Source organism: Cytobacillus sp. FSL R5-0569, assembly GCF_038007265.1.
Taxonomy (GTDB): domain Bacteria; phylum Bacillota; class Bacilli; order Bacillales; family Cytobacillaceae; genus Cytobacillus; species Cytobacillus kochii.
Window position 1 is genome coordinate 2367786 of record NZ_JBBOWW010000001.1, and the last position, 17598, is coordinate 2385383.

Here is a 17598-nt window from a genome sequence, read left to right on the forward strand (position 1 = left end):
TTAAAAAATAGTTATTCTTCTATTAAAAGATAAGCATTTTCTCCTTCAGTTATTGTTTTATAGGATTTAATGCAGCCTGTATCCGGCTCTTGCACCTTTCCATCTTCTAAACAAATTTTCCAATCATGCATAGGGCAAAATACAAATTCACCACTGACAATCCCTTCGGAAAGAACACCGCCTTTATGGGGACAACGGTTCTCCACTGCAAGGATTTTTCCACTTGATAATTTAAAAACAGCAATTTCCTTTTCACCTATTCTCACTGTTTTACCAATTTTTTTTGGCAATTCACTGATGGGACTGATCAAAATCTTAGTTATACTTTTCGACAAACCGTTACTTCCCATATGCTTCGCCTCCATTTTAATTAGGACCTTACAATATTTTCAAATAATTCTTTTTTCGTTTGATTGTTTTTTATAATTTCTTTCCAAGGATCTTTGTATACAGATAACGCTTCATTCATACGGGCATTTAATGCTTCTCGCTTCACTTTATCATTTAATACCGATTGGATATGAGCGAAGCCAACACGATCCACCCAAGCTGAAGTCCTTTCTAAATAATGGGCTGTTTCACGGTAATATTGAAGGTAAGCCCCCGTAATCTCCATTAGCTCTTCATCTGTTTTTACTTTGTACAGTAAATCCCCTTCTCGTACATGAGTCCCACCGTTACCTCCAACATAAATCTCCCATCCTCCGTCTATTCCGATAAATCCAATATCCTTAAATCCTGATTCAGCACAACTTCTTGGACAAGCAGATACGGCCATTTTTACTTTATGTGGAGTTTGCAACCCTTCAAATTTTTTCTCTAATGCAATCCCAACACCAATCGAATCTTGTGTTCCAAAACGGCAAAATTGTTCACCCACACATGTTTTAACTGTTCGCAGCGATTTTCCGTAAGCAGAGCCAGAAGGCATATCCAGATCATTCCAAACCTTTGGTAAATCTTCCTTCTTGACACCTAATAAGTCGATTCGCTGTCCACCTGTCACCTTGACTAAAGGAATTTCGTATTTATCAACGGCATCAGCAATTTTCCGTAAATCATTCGCATTTGTTACCCCGCCATACATTCTTGGTACGACTGAGTATGTACCATCTTTTTGAATATTGGCATGCATGCGTTCATTTACATAACGAGACTCCCTTTCATCCTTATATTGTGTTGGACTAACCATGCCTAAATAATAATTAATGGCAGGACGACATTTTGAGCAACCTTCATCAGAAGCCCATCCTAGCACGAACATTACTTCTTTAACATGAGTCAATCCTTTTAAACGAATTTCTTCGACTACTTCATCTCTTGATAAGGTCGTACAACTGCATATCGGTTCCTTCTGTGCACTTTCGTCGAAATCTCCACCAAGAGAATCGTGCAGTAAATCAGTAATAAGTGGTTTACACCCTCCACAAGAGCGTGAAGCACTTGTACATGCTTTAATTTGATCAACTGACGTGCATCCTTGGCCTTGAATAGCTTCAACAATTGTTTCTTTTGATACACCATTACAACCGCAAATAATTTCATCAGGACTCATACTTGCAACTAGACTTTCCCCATTCGATTGTCCAAGTGGTTGTAAAATGGATACTTTAGCCGTATCAGATACATCGGCCTCCTTTTTAATCATCGAGAACAACCGATTTCCTTCTTGACTATCACCGAAAAGAACAGCTCCAACTATGTGATTTCCTCTAAAGACTAATTTCTTATAAATGCCTTCTTGATCATCGAATACTTTTAATGCCTTTTTATCTTTTTCTTCTGTAAAGTCACCAGCTGAAAAGACCTCTACACCTGATATTTTCAATTGGGTTGACAAAATCGAGCCTTTATATGATTCTGTCTCTACTTCACAAATATGACGCGCAAGGACTTTTCCTTGTTCATATAAAGGAGCAACAAGTCCATATGGAATCCCGTTATGCTCAGCACATTCACCGACTGAATATATATTCGCCTTATTTGTTTGTAGATAATCATTGACAATAATTCCTCGATTCACCTCTATACCACTGTCTTTGGCTAGTTGTATATTTGGCTTTATCCCAACGGCCATGACAACTAAGTCCGTTTCCAAAGTTGTTCCATCTTTGAATGAAAGACCTTCGACACGATCACTTCCGAGAATCTCTTCTGTATATTTTTCTAATAAAAACTTCATCCCCTGTTTTTCTAATTCCTTTTTTAACATTTTCCCAGCCGTTTCATCTAATTGGCGTTCCATTAAATAAGGAGCAATGTGAATGACTGAAACATCCATACCTAAATTTAACAATCCTCTTGCAGCCTCTAGTCCCAGTAAACCACCGCCAATTACAGCGGCCTTATTATATTTTTTTGAAGCTTCTAGCATTTTGTCAGTGTCACTAATATCACGAAAGGCTGTAACTCCACATTTATCTGCTCCCGGAAGTGGAAGGATGAATGGGACCGAGCCTGTTGCTAAAATTAATTCATCATATGGTTCTACTCTGCCTATATCCGATATAACTTCTTTCTTTGAAGTGTCCACTCTAATGATTGTTTCTCCAGTGTATAAAGTAATGTTATTACTTCTATACCAATCCCAATCATTTAAGGTAATATCATTTACATCCGTGTCCCCTTGTAGAACTTTAGACAAAAGAATCCTATTATAATTCGGGTGTGGTTCACTTCCAAAAATAGTAATCTCAAACATTTCAGGTGCTATATTTAATATTTCTTCAATTGCTCTTACACCAGCCATTCCATTTCCTACTAAAACTAATTTCTTTTTATTCATGTCGCGTGTACCTCCTCTTAATCTATTACAATTATGATAATGAGCTAATTTTTACTGCACATGATTTAAATCCTGGCATTCGACATGTTGGGTCAAGTTCTTCTGATATTAAACGATTGACATTTTGGCTTTCTGCCCAGTGAAAAGGCACGAAAACAGTATCTTGCCTGATGCCCTCCGTCCATCTGCTTCTCACAACTATACTCCCTCTTTTGGATTCAATTTTTATTAAAGATTTATCTTGTATGCTATATCTTTGAGCAGTTTGCGGATGAATTTCCATAAAGGACTCAAATTCTCTTGCAGAAAGCGCAGGACTTTTCCTCGTTTGAACACCCGTTAAATAATGAGACATCACTCTCCCAGTAGTTAAATACAAGGGAAATTCTTTATCCGTTTTTTCTTTCGGTACTTCTGGATGGTTAGGCACCGCAAGCATAACGGCCTTTTTATCCTGATGAGCAAATGCTTCTTCAAATAAACGCTCTGTTCCTTGATGTCTAATATCAGGACAAGGCCATAAGATACCCCCTTCCTGCTTTATACGCTCATACGTGATGCCATAGTAGTCTGCCGCTCCGCCTTTACTCGCAATCCTCAGCTCATTAAAGATTTCTTCTGGTGACGAAAATTTGAAGTGCTTACCCTTACCTAATAACTGAGCAAGTTCACAAAGTATTTGCCAGTCATGCTTCACTTCACTTGAAACAACTCGGCTTCCTTTGCGATGCATCACTCTTCCCTCTAAATTTGTAATGGACCCTTCATTTTCCAAATAAGATGATACTGGTAAAATTAAATCGGCAAGCTCTGCTGTTTCCGAAATAAACATATCTGCTACAACAAGAAAGTCCAGTTTTACCAAAGCCTTTTTAACCATATTTGCATTCGGGTTAGAGACGATCGGATTCGACGCCATCAGGAGCATTCCTTTGATCTCGCCTTGATCTATTTTTTTCATCATCTCGTAAGCGGAGACACCCTTGTTAGGCAATTCCCTTTCAGAAACTCCCCATACTTTTGCGATATAATGGCGATGTTCTGGATTTTCAATTGAACGGTATCCAGGCAGCTGATCTGCTTTTTGACCATGCTCTCTTCCTCCCTGTCCATTTCCTTGCCCAGTTATGGCCCCATAACCACAACTTGGTTTGCCAACTTTCCCTGTTAACAAAAGAATGTTCAGAAAATTCCTGACAGCCTTATATCCGTCTGTTTGCTGCTCAATACCTCTAGCAGTAAAAATCATCCCTGTTTTCGCCATCCCAAACAACATTGCTACTTTTCTCATTTGATTAATTGGTACATCTGTTAACTCTTCTATCTCCTTTAATTGCAAACCCGATACATTGTCTTTCACTTCTTCGTACCCATGTGTTCTTTGTGCAATAAATGCATGATCGATAAAATTTTCTTCTATTATTATTTTAATAATTCCGTTCGCGAGTGCGGCATCCATCCCCGGCTTTACTTTCAAATGCAAATCTGCCATTTTCGTAGTTAAAGTACTTCTTGGATCAATCACAATTATAATGGCTCCATTTTCCTTTGCTTTCTCAAAATAAGGTAATATAGTCGGTTGGCATTCTGCAATATTAGTTCCGATAAGTATAATACATTCTGCCGATGGAATTTCAAGTAAGCTATTCGTCATTCCACGATCGATACCGAATGTTTGATTAGCAGCCGATGCAGCTGAAGACATACAAAATCTTCCATTATAATCAATATATCTGGTTCCTAGTGCCACTCTTGCAAATTTCCCTAATAAATAACTTGCCTCATTTGTTAAAGAGCCTCCACCGTAAACAGACAATGCATCACTACTATATTCAGATTGAATGTTAAGAAACTTTTCCTTCACTATGTTTAGCGCATGGTTCCATGAAACTCTTTTAAATTCACCATTCATTTTCAACAGTGGATATTTGATTCGTTCCGTATGCAATGCATGTTGATGAGCATTCAACCCTTTTATACAAAGCCTCCCTTGTGACGTCGGGTTATCCACACCAACTGCTCTATACTGTTTTCTCTTAACGATTGATTGCTCTATTAACTTCATTTTGCACTGCATACTACAAAATGGACATTGAGTATCATAAATTTTTTCCATTTGACTCTCTTGCTGTTTCGAACGAAAATATTTTAGTAATAGTTCAGTCATACACATCCCTCACTTAGGCTGTTTCAAAAGTCAATCATCTAATTACTCCATGTTTCACCATTACGCATGTAGACTTTCCATTTTTTTTATTTTTAATTTGTCATCCGCTAATCGTTGAAGCAACGTCCTCCTTAATTCTTGATCAAACAATACTTCTCTGATATGGATGAAACCAATTCGTTCTGCCCATTTTAACGTCCGTTCTGCATACCTAGCAGTTTCTCGATAATATTGGAAAAATGCACAAAGAATACTAAGTGCCTCATCATCTGGTTGCGCTGCTGTTAGTAATTCTTCTATCGTATTTTTCCCCTCATTTCCGCTTATATAAATTTCCCAGCTAGCGTCCTGTTTTATGATTTTAATATCCTTTGATGCGAAACTCGAACGATTGTGTTTATAAGGAGCGACCCCTATTTCCATCCGATAGGGGGTCATCAAAAATTCAACATTCTTTTCAAGTTGAATCGAAAAATTTAAAAGTTTTTCTTTTTCAGCATGGCCATCATCATCATCTTCATAAGCTGTAATACTGGCAAAGTTATTCCCTTGAAACGGCATTAATTTCATGTTTAAATCTTTACAGATGTTAATCAGAGACTCCTTCCTTATCCCCCTCAATTGAATTCGTTGGTCAGCAGTCATCATAATTGTTGAAACTTGATATTTCTCAGCAACATCTGCAATTCTCCTCAGTTGCTTACCATTGGTCATTCCACCATACATTTGTGGCACAATTGAATATGTACCATCTTCTTGGACGGTAGCATTCATCATCTCGTTTACATAAATCGTACTCTCAGATTGCTCATAATCGAGATGAATCATTACCAAATAATAATTAAGTGCGGCAAAACATGTTTGACACCCCTCTTTTTTCTTCCAGTCTAGAACAGCCATAACTTCTGCTATGGATTTTAATCCACGGTTTTGTATTTCCTCAACCACTTCGTCCTCAGTTAATGTTGTACACGAACACATCGCTTGAGGTAATATGTCTTCACTAAAATCATCACTATTCGTATATGTTAATAATTCTTCTACAAGCGGCTGACAGCCTCCACAAGAACCGGAAGCTCTTGTACATTGTTTTACTTCTTCGACACTTGATAAACTTTTTAATGTGACTGCTTGCATAATTGTTTCTTTTGTCACATTATTACAGTTACAAACTATACTGCTATGGGACATCTCCGTAATCGACGATTTATTTTCATTTGAAGAATCAAGTAAAAGTGCTTTTTCTGTTTCAGTAAAATCTGTTTTCTTGACAATCATATCTAGTAACCTGGTATGGTCACTTATGTCACCATATAATACTGCCCCTACAATTCTATTATGCAAAAAGACAAATTTTTTATAGACTTGATCTAATTCATCAAAAAGTGTTAAAGTCTGTGAAAATGGCTTTTCATTGAGATCGCCAGCTGAAAAGACATCTACACTTGATATCTTTAGCTTCGTCGAAAAGACCGATCCTCTAAATCCCTTTGTCGGCTTGCCACAAATATGTTTAGCTAATACCTCTCCTTGTTCATACAGGGGCTTAATAATGCCATATACAGTCCCGCGATGTTCCGCACATTCTCCTATAGCATAAATATTAGGTATATTCGTTTCCATAAGATCATTCACAATAATTGCTCGATTGGTCAATATACCGTTTTCTTTCGCTAATTTGCAGTTAGGACGCACTCCTACTGCCATAATAACGATATCCGCCTCTATTTCGGTCCCATCCTTAAAGACGACCTTTTCAACTCGATCTTCACCTACTATATGCTTTGTTTCCTTTTTCAATAGAAAGCTTATGCCCTGATTTTCTAGCTCTTTCTGTAAATACTTAGAAGCAGTTGTATCTAGCTGTCTCTCCATTATAGAATGAGAAAGGTGTACAACTTTTACTTCCATTCCTAGATGGAGAAGACCACGCGCTGCCTCTAATCCTAATAATCCTCCTCCAATAACAACAGCTTTCTTATATTTGTTAGAATGAATTAAGATTTTTTGGCAATCCTCAATGGTCCTTAAAGTCATCACTCCTTCCTTATTAGAGCCAGGTATCGGAAGAATAAAAGGATTCGATCCCGTCGCTAAAATCAATTTATCATAAGTAACTTTACGAGCTTTGTCCGTTGAAACCATTTGAATGTTGGTATCGATATGTACTACTGTTTCCCCAGTAAATAATTGAATATTGTTATGTTGATACCATTCAAAAGGGTGGATGAAGATATCTTTTATCGGTGTTTCACCTTGTATTACAGAAGACAGCAATATTCGATTATAGTTCACATGCTTTTCACTACCGAAAATGGTGATCGAAAATCGTTCGGGTTCATTTTTTATTATTTCTTCAATACATCTGACTCCAGCCATGCCGTTACCTACCAAAACTATTTTCTCCTTATGCATTCTCCCCCCCCAATCCATACATAAAAAATTTCTGAATATTCATATGTTAGATAATATCACACAATAGTGGCAAAAAACATAACTTTTTAAAAATTTATTTTTTTCTGTTTATTAATCCTTTTTAATTATTTAGTTTCATGATGATTAAAATAAATTTCTTTATTAATAGAAAAACCATGTAAGAATACCTTACACATTGCTTTAAAAACTTGAACAAGTATGCAATTATGTTTTCAATGATTATTCAGTTTTTTAGAGACTGAAAATAATAGAATGAGGTTTGCTTATAGACGTCACTACATCAATTCACTATGAAAGGGGAAATTTATTATGAAGCTATCAGAATTAAAAACAAGCGGGCACCCAAAAACACTTTTATCTTCTTTCTTATATTTTGATATTAGTTTTATGATTTGGGTTTTGCTCGGCGCACTCGGGGTTTTTATTTCTCAAGACTTCGATCTATCACCTGCACAAAAAGGTCTTATCGTCGCTATACCGGTGTTGGCCGGGTCATTTTTTCGCATTATCATGGGTGTCTTGACAGATAGAATAGGACCTAAAAAAACAGCAACAATCGGTATGCTGATAACAACGATCCCATTAACATGGGGATTAATAGCAGGAAATTCACTGCCTGAAATATATGCTATTGGGGTGCTTTTAGGCGTTGCCGGAGCAAGTTTTTCTGTTGCCCTTCCAATGGCAAGCCGTTGGTATCCTCCACATCTCCAAGGCTTAGCGATGGGAATTGCAGGAGCTGGGAACAGTGGTACACTTTTAGCTACATTATTCGGCCCTCGTTTAGCAGAACATTTCGGGTGGCACGGTGTAATGGGGATCGCCCTTATCCCTTTAGTAATTGTATTTACACTTTTCTTAATTCTCGCCAAGGATGCCCCTTCACAACCTAAACCACAACCGTTAGCTAATTACTTTAAAGTATTTAAATATAGAGATACATGGTATTTTTGTTTCATGTATAGTGTAACGTTTGGAGGGTTTGTTGGATTAACTAGTTTTCTAAGCATTTTCTTTGTTGATCAATATAACCTGTCTAGTATACAAGCTGGGGATTTTGTAACCCTTTGTGTGGCTGCAGGAAGTTTTTTCCGTCCAGTAGGAGGATATATTGCGGATCGTATCGGTGGCGTTCGTCTACTATTAGTTTTATTTATTATCAGTTCGATTTGTATGGTTGGAGTTAGCCAGCTTCCAGCAATGGTTCTTACAATTGCTCTCTTATTTATAGGGATGATGGCTTTAGGAATGGGAAATGGTGCGGTTTTCCAATTAGTCCCTCAACGTTTTCAAAAAGAAATCGGCATGGTGACTGGAATTGTCGGCGCAGCAGGTGGCATTGGCGGGTTCTTTCTCCCAAATATATTAGGTACATTAAAACAAGTGACCGGCACATATGCTACAGGTTTTCTTATATTTGCAACTATAGCGATTTTGGCTTTTGTCATACTATTAATAGCAAATGTCTCCTGGAGGAAAAATTGGAATATGAAAGGAGAAACGGTTTAACCATAAGAAACTGCAAACGTTGGTTAAGTTCATAATCATTGATGAAACGCCCTGGAACATAGCTTTTGGGACATCTATAAGTATCAATCTTTTCAAGTGAAAATATTACTGCCAAGTAACCAAATAGATAGCTTCTACAACCCAAATAATATCCCCATTTAATTATAATTGTTAACTTTCAAGAATTCTTTAGTTGAAATGAAAAGCTTTGGTTTACGCAAAGATAGAAACGCTCATCAAGGAAGAAAAATTGCAGAGAAATACATCCAAGAAGACTATCGAGTAGTGGTAGACTGTAACTTGAAAAGCTATTTTGATACGATACGTCGCCAAAGGATGCGTGCATATTTGGAAGAATTTATTACAGACAATACTTAAAAGATTGATCCGTATGTATGGTAGTGTGATAGGTCGGATATTTAATGAATGAATATCTCCTACTCGATTGCCTGTTCTCCCCTCGTAATCTACATACGGATTTTCAAATCATTTTATTTACGAGCAAAAACTGTATTTAGTTTTTATTATTGGTCTATTTTTCTTTTGAATGATAGCCAGTGATTTCTTCCTCAAAGCAAGAAAAACAAATCATTTTACCATCATCTTCAAGAACACCACCTAAAAAACCACCATGACAATAAATCCCCTCACCACAACTACTACATATACCAAGGTACTCTTTTTCCATATATCCTCCTTTAAATATAAATTCTACGTCAGACCTTAACATACTAAATATGTTCTTTTGTAGGATTTAGCCCGATCAAATGAATCTCATTTTAACTTAGGTTATATATATATTTAGACAAATAGAAAACATATTCCCTCTAGTTTTGAGGTGATTGATGAGATTATTTGGTAAACTTAAAAGGTATTTTGAATTTTCATAAAGGAAGAAACACATAAAATACAAGTTCTAAGATGGAATAAGAGACTTACTTTTATCATACAGCTACAAATATTTTTGAAAATTAAGCGAAATTTATAATTATAGTAGAGAAAAAATGTATATTACTTACAAAGTAGACGAAATTATTGCTGGAATAAGCGTGTTAAGTAATTATTTAAAAACTACCTGGAATGCTAGATTCCACGTAGTTAATAGAGTTTATTGATTTTATTCGACTGTTTCGTAATGATCAAAAATAACTTTCACACATCTCCAATCTCAGGGATGTGTGAAAGTTGTATCATTTTTTATAACCCGTGCTTTTAATATTTTTAAAATGTTGGGCTTGCCAATTACTTTGTTCGTCCATTACTAAATCAATTATAGTAATAGTCTTGAAAATAATAAGTAAGAAACCTCATTATCTAAAATGAAGTTTCTTTACTTTACTATACTTAAATGCTCATTACGCCACCTTTTGATGCATTTGTTACCAGTTTGGAGTACCTTCCTAACCAGCCATTTTTAATCTTTGGTTCAAATGGTTGTAATGATTTTTTTCGGTTAGCTAATTCTTCATCAGATAATTTTACGTTCATCGTTCTGTTAGGTAAGTCGATCACAATGATATCTCCATTTTCAATAAGTGCGATTGGACCACCCTCAGCAGCTTCTGGAGAAATATGACCAATGGAAATTCCGCGTGATGCTCCGGAAAAACGACCGTCTGTTAGCAAAGCAACTGAACTACCTAATCCTCGACCCATAATGGCTGAAGTTGGTGCTAGCATTTCCGGCATTCCTGGACCACCTTTAGGTCCCTCATACCTGATGACAACAACATGGCCTTCTCTTACAGCTCCATTATCGATTGCTTGTTGTGCTTCTTCTTGTGACTCAAAAACAATTGCTTCTCCTTCGAACTCTTGAATCGTTGGGTCCACTGCGCCGACTTTGATGACAGCACCTTCAGGGGCGATATTTCCATATAAGATGGAAAGGCCACCAACTGGGCTATAGGGATTATCTTTAGGACGTATAACCTGTTCATTAGTAATGTCATGTCCACTTACCAACTCACCCATTGTTTTACCTGTAATCGTTATTCTCTCTGGATGAATGGCATTTGGAATTTTCGTTAATTCATTAATGATTGCACTAATGCCCCCAGCTTTATTAATATCATCCATTGAATAATCTGACGCTGGCATAATTTTTGCTAAATATGGAACACGGGTAGCGATTTTATTAATATCTTCAAGATTATAATCAATACCAGCTTCATTTGCGATTGCCAAAGTGTGAAGCACTGTATTAGTCGAACCACCCATCGCCATATCTAAAGCAAAGGCATCATCAATGGCTTCTTTCGTAATGATGTCACGTGGTTTCACATCTTCTTCAATCATGCGAACTAAATGTTTAGCAGCTTCATAGATTAACTCTTTTCGTTTCGCACTTGTTGCGACAATCGATCCGTTACCGGGAAGAGCGACACCTAGCATTTCCATTAAGCAGTTCATTGAATTAGCTGTAAACATCCCTGAACAAGACCCACATGTTGGACACGCATTATTTTCAATATCATTGAACTCTTCTTCTGTCATTTTTCCTGACTTAAAAGCTCCTACTCCTTCGAAAACAGATGTTAATGAAAGTTGTTTTCCGCTTGCACTCGTTCCTGCTTCCATCGGCCCACCTGAAACAAAGACGGAAGGGACATTTGTACGCGCGGCTGCCATTAACATACCAGGAGTGATCTTGTCACAGTTTGGAATATAAAAGACGCCATCAAACCAGTGGGCATTAATAACGGTTTCCGCACTATCAGCAATTAGCTCTCTGCTAGGTAAGGAATAACGCATACCAATATGCCCCATGGCTATTCCATCATCAACACCGATTGTATTAAATTCAAAGGGAATGCCACCTGCTTCAATGATTGCTTCTTTAACCACATCTGCAAATTCTCGTAAATGAACATGTCCAGGAATAATATCAATATATGAATTACATACACCAATAAATGGTTTCTCTAAATCTTTTGCTTTTACTTTTCCTGTCGCATATAAAAGACTACGGTGAGGAGCTCTATCTACTCCAAGTTTAATCGTATCGCTTCTTCTCATTTACAACCACACCTTCAATTTTCATTATTTTGATTATTTGTATAATGTATTGTAAAACGTATGTTGTCTGCTGTCAATAACGTTGTTAGACAAAAAAGAGCATCTTTTATAAAAAGATGCTCTTTTTTGCTTTTTTATTCAATTCCTAATTCACTCATTGCATGTAATATATGAATTTTCATCGCACTTCTTGCTCCCTCAGGGTTACGATTCTTCATAAAATCCATAATCATTTGATGATCATTCAATGTATCTTTAATTGCAACTTCTTTTTCGACTGATAAAATCACACCTTTATCGATGGCTTGATAAATGACAGGCATGAGCTTTTCCATAAACTCATTATGCGTCGCTTTAACAATTGATTGATGAAATTTCTGCTCTTCAGCCGTTCGATCTTGCTTCTTTTTAATCTTCTCTTCAATTTGTAATCCATAATCGATAATTCTTTTCATTTCTTGGTCACTTGCACGAATGGTCGCATAGTATGCAGCTTCTGGTTCAAATATTAAGCGCATTTCATACAAATCTTTCGCATTAATTTTTGCATCTGTAAGCAATCCGAAATGTTGCATATGGTCAATATCCAAAGCTTCTTTTATAAAAGTCCCTCTACCTCTTTTGATTTCGACAATGCCATTTGTAACAAGGATTCTAATCGCTTCTCTTAAAGTAGTTCGACTAATATTCAATTCTTCCGATAATACATTTTCGTTAGGTAGCTTATCTCCAGGTTGAAAACGTTTCTCAATGACAATCATAGAGATAATGTCATCAGCGATGGAATCGGATAATCTTTTTTGAGTCATATATTTGTCCACACCTTATTTAGTATTAATATAGAATATAGTGTAAACAATCATTTATGTAAATGCTTATTTTTTGAGAAATAAAAAACCACGAATGCGAGAACATTCGTGGAAAGAATTTATTCATTATTGGTTGTTACTAGTGGCGCGTTTTCGTCTTGCACCCATTCTGTCATGGAACCATCGTATACAGCAACATCTTTACGGCCTAGTGTATATAGAATGAAAGCATTCCATGTAGCAGCAATCCCACCGCCACAATAAGTGATGACTTTTTTAGACTGATCAAATACACCGGTCGGCTCAAAAATTTCACGTAATTTTTCTTCATCTTTAATGAGAAGTGATTCATCATCTGATAAGTCGGCAAAGAAGACATTTTTACTATTAGGGATATGACCGGGACGGCCGTAAGTGTTTTTCTTACCACTAAAGACATCTGGTGATAAACAATTCATAATAATCATGTTGGGATCATCAATCGCTTTTTTGACATCTTCTTTTGTAGCTAATAATTCCCGTCTTCTTCTACCATTAAAAGTTGCTTTTGGATAATATTCAATTCCAGACTTAATTTCTCTACCTTCTTCTTTCCATTTTCTAAACCCGCCGTTTAAGATTGAGACATTATCAAATCCTTCGAAGCGAAGTTGCCACCAAACACGTGATGCCCAATCAGACGCGGCATTTGGGGAGCCGACTTCAGCGATTTTGTCATAAATAATTACATGCGTACCATCACCGACACCCAATTTTTCAATCCCTTCTACGAACCTTTCTCGAGATGGCAATGTAAATGCTTTTGGATCATCTGGGTTTGCTAATTCGTTTACTACATCTGCATGCACAGCACCTGGAATATGCTCTTCTTTATATGCGTCTCGTCCGTTCGTTACAGAGTAAAGTCCATCACCATCTGGTAACTTTAAGAAAGTCGTCGCGTCTAGTATGCGGATATTTTCATCATTTAAATGTTCCTCTAACCATTGGGTTGAAACAATTGGTGGAATCGTTTTGGTCATACTCTTCTCTCCTCTTTCGATTTTTGATTAATATAACATTATACCCATCTGTTTACAAGGAATTAGGTTTGCGGTATTCATTTTTCTGCTACAAGCTATTATACTTTCAATATTCCCTATTTACAAAGGACAGAAACATTGATAAAAGCATAATTATAGAAATCATTATCTTATGAAAGCTTTCGAGTAAAAAAAACAATCTCCCGAAACCTGTTCATTGAATAGAGAGAATGAAATTAAGTAAAGACATTCGACATTCATACCAATAATTATAAGAAAATATCTTTTCGATTCGTCTCTTCATTACAATTCAATCTTGCTACATAAGGTCCTCCTCTATGGCGGGAAGAAACAACTGGAAAAAACCGATTCTTATCAATCGGTTTTTAAAATAGTTTACCATTAATAGAGGGTGCTTTCTGCTTCTTTTGTATAAATCTTCACCTGATCAAGTGCCCCATCTTTTAACTTGGTTACCCATTCTGGATCTGCAAGTAGGGCACGGCCGATTGCCACGTAATCATATTCACCAGCATTTATTTTTTCATCGACAATTTTAAGATTTTTTTCAATGGTGATTTGTGCATTATCTTCACTACTTAAATATGCGCGATTAATGCCAATGGATCCAACTGCTATTGTTGGTTTTTGTGTGATTTTCTTTGTCCAAGCAGCTAAGTTATATGTAGGGTGTTCATCTACAAATTCTGGTTCCCATATGCGTCTTGTTGAACAATGAAAAATATCGACACCCGCTTCAACTAAAGGTAATAATATGGTCTCAAGCTCCTTACTATTATTCGCTAACTTGGCTTTGTAATCTGTACCTTTCCATTGAGAATAGCGGAAAACAATTGGAAAATCGGGCCCAACACTTTGTCTGCATGCCTTAACGACCTCTGCTGCAAAAGTAGAGCGTTCCTGTAGGTCTCCACCATACTGATCTGTCCGTTTATTAGTCAGTTCCCAGAAAAATTGATCAATTAAATAACCGTGAGCTCCGTGTAATTCGATGCCATCAAATCCAATCTCTTTGGCAGATTTAGCAGCCTTTGCATACGCATCAACTAGGTCATGTATATCTTCTTCTGTAAGTACCTTAATTTGATCAATTTTCTTTCCTTTTAACGTGATGCCTGAAGGACTGACAGGCGGTGAATCGATGTTAGGTAGACTCCCGGCTTTTCTTGCTGCACCAACATGCCATAATTGTGGAATAATCTTCCCGCCGGCTTCATGTACTTGAGCTACTACATTTGCCCAACCTTTTAATGCATCCTCGCCATAAAAAAGGGGAATTGTTTCACCAGCAACTGCTGATGGATGATCAATCGCTGTGCCTTCAGTAATAATAAGGCCCACACCATTTTCTGCTCTCCTGCGATAATATTGTGCTACTTTTTCATCTGGTACACCATTTGGTGAGAATCCTCTTGTCATTGGTGCCATTACTACCCTGCTTTTTAATTGCCCATTTCCAAATGACACCTTTTCCAATAAACTATGCCCTGCAATTTTTTCTACCATCTTTATCACTCCTTGCTTTCATTTTACAAAGAATGCTAACAAATACAAGTAAAATGCTTTCAATTAACAGAATATTTTATTCATTTGTCACTGCATAAAAAAACATTTCAACAAAAGGGATTGAAATGTTTTCTCTTTATTAGGAATCAGCTCTTTTAATTTCTTCAGGTTTAAAGCCATAAATGACAGAAACACCTAAATACAACGAAAAGAAATCCAAGAACCAATTATTATTCCTTTCCTTTGTGTGAAGACAACGAAAGATCTCTTGGAACTGCATGCTTTCATTTGCCTTCACCACGGGGGTGATTCCGAAATATTTAATTACCGTATCTAAATTTAAATGTTTTGCAATCTTCAAAACATCCTCTAATAGTGAATAATAGATTGCGATTTCCTTTTCCTGAAATAGTTTAATCATTTGCGTATTTAAGTTAGTTAATAATAACCGTCCTTCTTCTTCATTCACAACAGGAACTTGATTTAACATTTCTTTTATATCGATTTTAATCACCTATTTTTCCAATTTTAATCATCTTAACGAGTGGAGAGTTATACTTGCAAAGGTTTATCAAAAACATAAATCGTCATCGCAATATCTTTTTCCAAATCAATATCAGTAAAAATATTGATTAATTGAGCACCAACGAGTCCTTCAAGTTTTTCAACCTTTACTGTATCGCTATATAATTGTTTGATAAGGGTTGTTCGAGCTTCATGGACTACTTGGTAGCCTTTCGTTGATTCAATCATGAACTTCTCGACATTTGTTAAGTTCCCTTTCATTTCCGTAATCGCCCAACAGCCTGTAAATTTTGTAGTCATTTCTCTTGGCCCATTGCCTACATGTTTTTTTCGAATTTCTCTTATAATCATATTGAATTGATGTTCGATATTCATTAAAAGCGTCCTCCAATAATAAAGTCACAGTTTTTCCAAGGTAAGTGTATAGTGAAAATGTAATCTTATGGTCCTCATGTGACCATTTGTTAAACCTATTTCTCTATGCATAAAATTAGCCCGCCATAAAATAGTTTGTTTTCACAAACTATTTTATGGCGGGCTAATAGCAAAGCAGCAGACGCTACTCGTTATCCATCTCACCATTCATCTATTATTATATAGTAATAGGCAATCTCTTTACCTATTAGCCATATATTACTTATATAATTATAATTTCTTTCTCGAAAAATATCAATATTTCTGATATGGTAATAAACTCATGCCCTTGCTGTTTCATTTGATTTTCGTTAAGAGTTAGCTTACTTTTTTTGAAAGAATCCCTCAACATGTTGAGGTGTAAAATCGGATAATTGTGCAAAGTCATATTGGGGATTGCGGTCTTTGTCAATGACCACTGACCGTACACCTTCATAAAAGTCACTATGGTTTAAAAAATTTCTAGCAAGTATTAAGTCTGTTTCTAAGCAAGTTGTGAGAGATTGTTCTTCACCGTCAATCAGTTGCTTAAGTGTGACTTTAAGTGATGAAGGTGATTTAGATAATAAGATATCACTTGTCGTTGTAGCGAAATCACTAGGGTGTTCACGAAGAGAGTGTAGAATCTCTTCTAATGTTTGAAAAGAAAAGTGCAAATCAATTTCTTCTTGTAATTGTGATAACTTACTTTCTCCGCTTTCGTTGTTGGCGTACTGATTGAGGAAATCATTCAAGTTATAATCAAGATTTACATCTAACCAATTCATATTCTCTAGATTTTCTAAGAGGGAGTTAAATTGTTCACTCTTGATGAAATAATCAGCTCCTCCTATGTAGAGAACATCAGATGCATGTATCGTCCCTGCCGTCAACGCTAAATAACGGCCAATATAGCCTGGAGCTTTGTTAAGGAAATAGGCAGCACCTACATCAGGGAAGAAGCCAATATTCATCTCAGGCATGGCCCACTTCGTCCGTTCAGTTACGATACGATAGTTTGCCCCATAAGTCAGCCCAACTCCCCCTCCCATTACAATACCATCAAGATAAGCGATAATGGGCTTTGGATAGTCATAAATTAATTGATCTAATTCATACTCCTCTTTGAAAAATTGCATTGCCAGACTTTTATTTTTTTCATTCAAGCGGGCATCGTATAAAGCTTTTATATCTCCACCTGCACACAAGCCTTTTTCTCCTGCTCCTTTAATCAGAATTATCTGTATGTGATTATTGTTTTTCCATCGCTGTAACTTTTCTTTAAGTGGTTGCACCATTGCTAAAGAAAGAGAGTTTAGCGCTTTCGGACGGTTGAGTGTAATCACACCTAACCCTTTATCATTTACTGTGAAGAGTACTTCATCTGTCATACAATCTCTCCTTCCA

General features: G+C 36.5%; 13 protein-coding genes. 1 reads left to right on the forward strand and 12 read right to left on the reverse strand.

The features are described 5' to 3' along the window. Nucleotides 1-11: 11 nt before the first annotated feature. The 4 genes from nirD to nirB (MKX78_RS12215) are packed head-to-tail and all read right to left on the reverse strand — an operon-like array spanning nucleotide 12 to nucleotide 7367. Complete coding sequence (nirD, locus tag MKX78_RS12200; protein ID WP_341051114.1) at nucleotides 12-350, reverse strand: nitrite reductase small subunit NirD; 339 nt, start codon at nucleotides 348-350, stop codon at nucleotides 12-14. Between the two features lie 20 nt (nucleotides 351-370). Beyond that, nucleotides 371-2785: a nitrite reductase large subunit NirB gene (gene nirB, locus MKX78_RS12205; protein WP_341051116.1), complete on the reverse strand. Its 2415-nt coding sequence runs from the start codon at nucleotides 2783-2785 to the stop codon at nucleotides 371-373. A 31-nt stretch (nucleotides 2786-2816) separates the two neighbouring features. Continuing rightward, nucleotides 2817-4952, reverse strand: a complete 2136-nt coding sequence (gene nasC / locus MKX78_RS12210) for an assimilatory nitrate reductase catalytic subunit NasC (RefSeq protein ID WP_341051118.1) — start codon at nucleotides 4950-4952, stop codon at nucleotides 2817-2819. Between the two features lie 60 nt (nucleotides 4953-5012). Next, nucleotides 5013-7367, reverse strand: a complete 2355-nt coding sequence (nirB, locus tag MKX78_RS12215) for a nitrite reductase large subunit NirB (protein WP_341051120.1) — start codon at nucleotides 7365-7367, stop codon at nucleotides 5013-5015. Between the two features lie 330 nt (nucleotides 7368-7697). Between nirB (MKX78_RS12215) and MKX78_RS12220 the strand changes: the two genes are divergently transcribed. After that, nucleotides 7698-8897: a nitrate/nitrite transporter gene (locus MKX78_RS12220; protein WP_341051122.1), complete on the forward strand. Its 1200-nt coding sequence runs from the start codon at nucleotides 7698-7700 to the stop codon at nucleotides 8895-8897. 532 nt (nucleotides 8898-9429) lie between these two features. On the opposite strand, the gene MKX78_RS12225 is transcribed toward MKX78_RS12220, so the two are convergent. From MKX78_RS12225 to MKX78_RS12260, 8 genes are all read right to left on the reverse strand, one after another. Continuing rightward, nucleotides 9430-9585: a hypothetical protein gene (locus tag MKX78_RS12225; RefSeq protein ID WP_341051124.1), complete on the reverse strand. Its 156-nt coding sequence runs from the start codon at nucleotides 9583-9585 to the stop codon at nucleotides 9430-9432. A 656-nt stretch (nucleotides 9586-10241) separates the two neighbouring features. Beyond that, nucleotides 10242-11915, reverse strand: a complete 1674-nt coding sequence (gene ilvD / locus MKX78_RS12230) for a dihydroxy-acid dehydratase (RefSeq protein WP_224936462.1) — start codon at nucleotides 11913-11915, stop codon at nucleotides 10242-10244. Nucleotides 11916-12049: 134 nt separating this feature from the next. Beyond that, the gene (locus tag MKX78_RS12235) at nucleotides 12050-12724 is read right to left on the reverse strand and encodes a FadR/GntR family transcriptional regulator (protein WP_224936463.1); all 675 of its coding nucleotides are present in this window, start codon (nucleotides 12722-12724) and stop codon (nucleotides 12050-12052) included. A gap of 119 nt (nucleotides 12725-12843) precedes the next feature. After that, a complete protein-coding gene (locus MKX78_RS12240; protein WP_340974964.1) occupies nucleotides 12844-13746 on the reverse strand; it encodes a sulfurtransferase in 903 nt (300 codons plus the stop codon). A gap of 402 nt (nucleotides 13747-14148) precedes the next feature. Continuing rightward, the gene (locus MKX78_RS12245) at nucleotides 14149-15273 is read right to left on the reverse strand and encodes an NADH:flavin oxidoreductase (RefSeq protein ID WP_328199438.1); all 1125 of its coding nucleotides are present in this window, start codon (nucleotides 15271-15273) and stop codon (nucleotides 14149-14151) included. Nucleotides 15274-15412: 139 nt separating this feature from the next. Beyond that, nucleotides 15413-15787, reverse strand: coding sequence for a hypothetical protein (locus tag MKX78_RS12250; protein WP_224936479.1), 375 nt, complete (start codon nucleotides 15785-15787; stop codon nucleotides 15413-15415). A 38-nt stretch (nucleotides 15788-15825) separates the two neighbouring features. After that, the gene (locus tag MKX78_RS12255) at nucleotides 15826-16173 is read right to left on the reverse strand and encodes a DUF2294 domain-containing protein (RefSeq protein ID WP_341051127.1); all 348 of its coding nucleotides are present in this window, start codon (nucleotides 16171-16173) and stop codon (nucleotides 15826-15828) included. A 362-nt stretch (nucleotides 16174-16535) separates the two neighbouring features. Further along, nucleotides 16536-17582 (reverse strand): enoyl-CoA hydratase/isomerase family protein, encoded by a 1047-nt coding sequence (locus MKX78_RS12260; RefSeq protein WP_341051129.1) that lies wholly within the window; start codon nucleotides 17580-17582, stop codon nucleotides 16536-16538. Nucleotides 17583-17598 lie beyond the last annotated feature (16 nt).

Excerpts from the sequence above, each read along its gene's own strand:
- nirD (WP_341051114.1), bottom strand. The coding sequence starts at position 350 with ATGGGAAGTAACGGTTTGTCGAAAAGTATAACTAAGATTTTGATCAGT.
- nirB (WP_341051116.1), bottom strand. The coding sequence starts at position 2,785 with ATGAATAAAAAGAAATTAGTTTTAGTAGGAAATGGAATGGCTGGTGTA.
- nasC (WP_341051118.1), bottom strand. The coding sequence starts at position 4,952 with ATGACTGAACTATTACTAAAATATTTTCGTTCGAAACAGCAAGAGAGT.
- nirB (WP_341051120.1), bottom strand. The coding sequence starts at position 7,367 with ATGCATAAGGAGAAAATAGTTTTGGTAGGTAACGGCATGGCTGGAGTC.
- MKX78_RS12220 (WP_341051122.1), top strand. The coding sequence starts at position 7,698 with ATGAAGCTATCAGAATTAAAAACAAGCGGGCACCCAAAAACACTTTTA.
- MKX78_RS12225 (WP_341051124.1), bottom strand. The coding sequence starts at position 9,585 with ATGGAAAAAGAGTACCTTGGTATATGTAGTAGTTGTGGTGAGGGGATT.
- ilvD (WP_224936462.1), bottom strand. The coding sequence starts at position 11,915 with ATGAGAAGAAGCGATACGATTAAACTTGGAGTAGATAGAGCTCCTCAC.
- MKX78_RS12235 (WP_224936463.1), bottom strand. The coding sequence starts at position 12,724 with ATGACTCAAAAAAGATTATCCGATTCCATCGCTGATGACATTATCTCT.
- MKX78_RS12240 (WP_340974964.1), bottom strand. The coding sequence starts at position 13,746 with ATGACCAAAACGATTCCACCAATTGTTTCAACCCAATGGTTAGAGGAA.
- MKX78_RS12245 (WP_328199438.1), bottom strand. The coding sequence starts at position 15,273 with ATGGTAGAAAAAATTGCAGGGCATAGTTTATTGGAAAAGGTGTCATTT.
- MKX78_RS12255 (WP_341051127.1), bottom strand. The coding sequence starts at position 16,173 with ATGAATATCGAACATCAATTCAATATGATTATAAGAGAAATTCGAAAA.
- MKX78_RS12260 (WP_341051129.1), bottom strand. The coding sequence starts at position 17,582 with ATGACAGATGAAGTACTCTTCACAGTAAATGATAAAGGGTTAGGTGTG.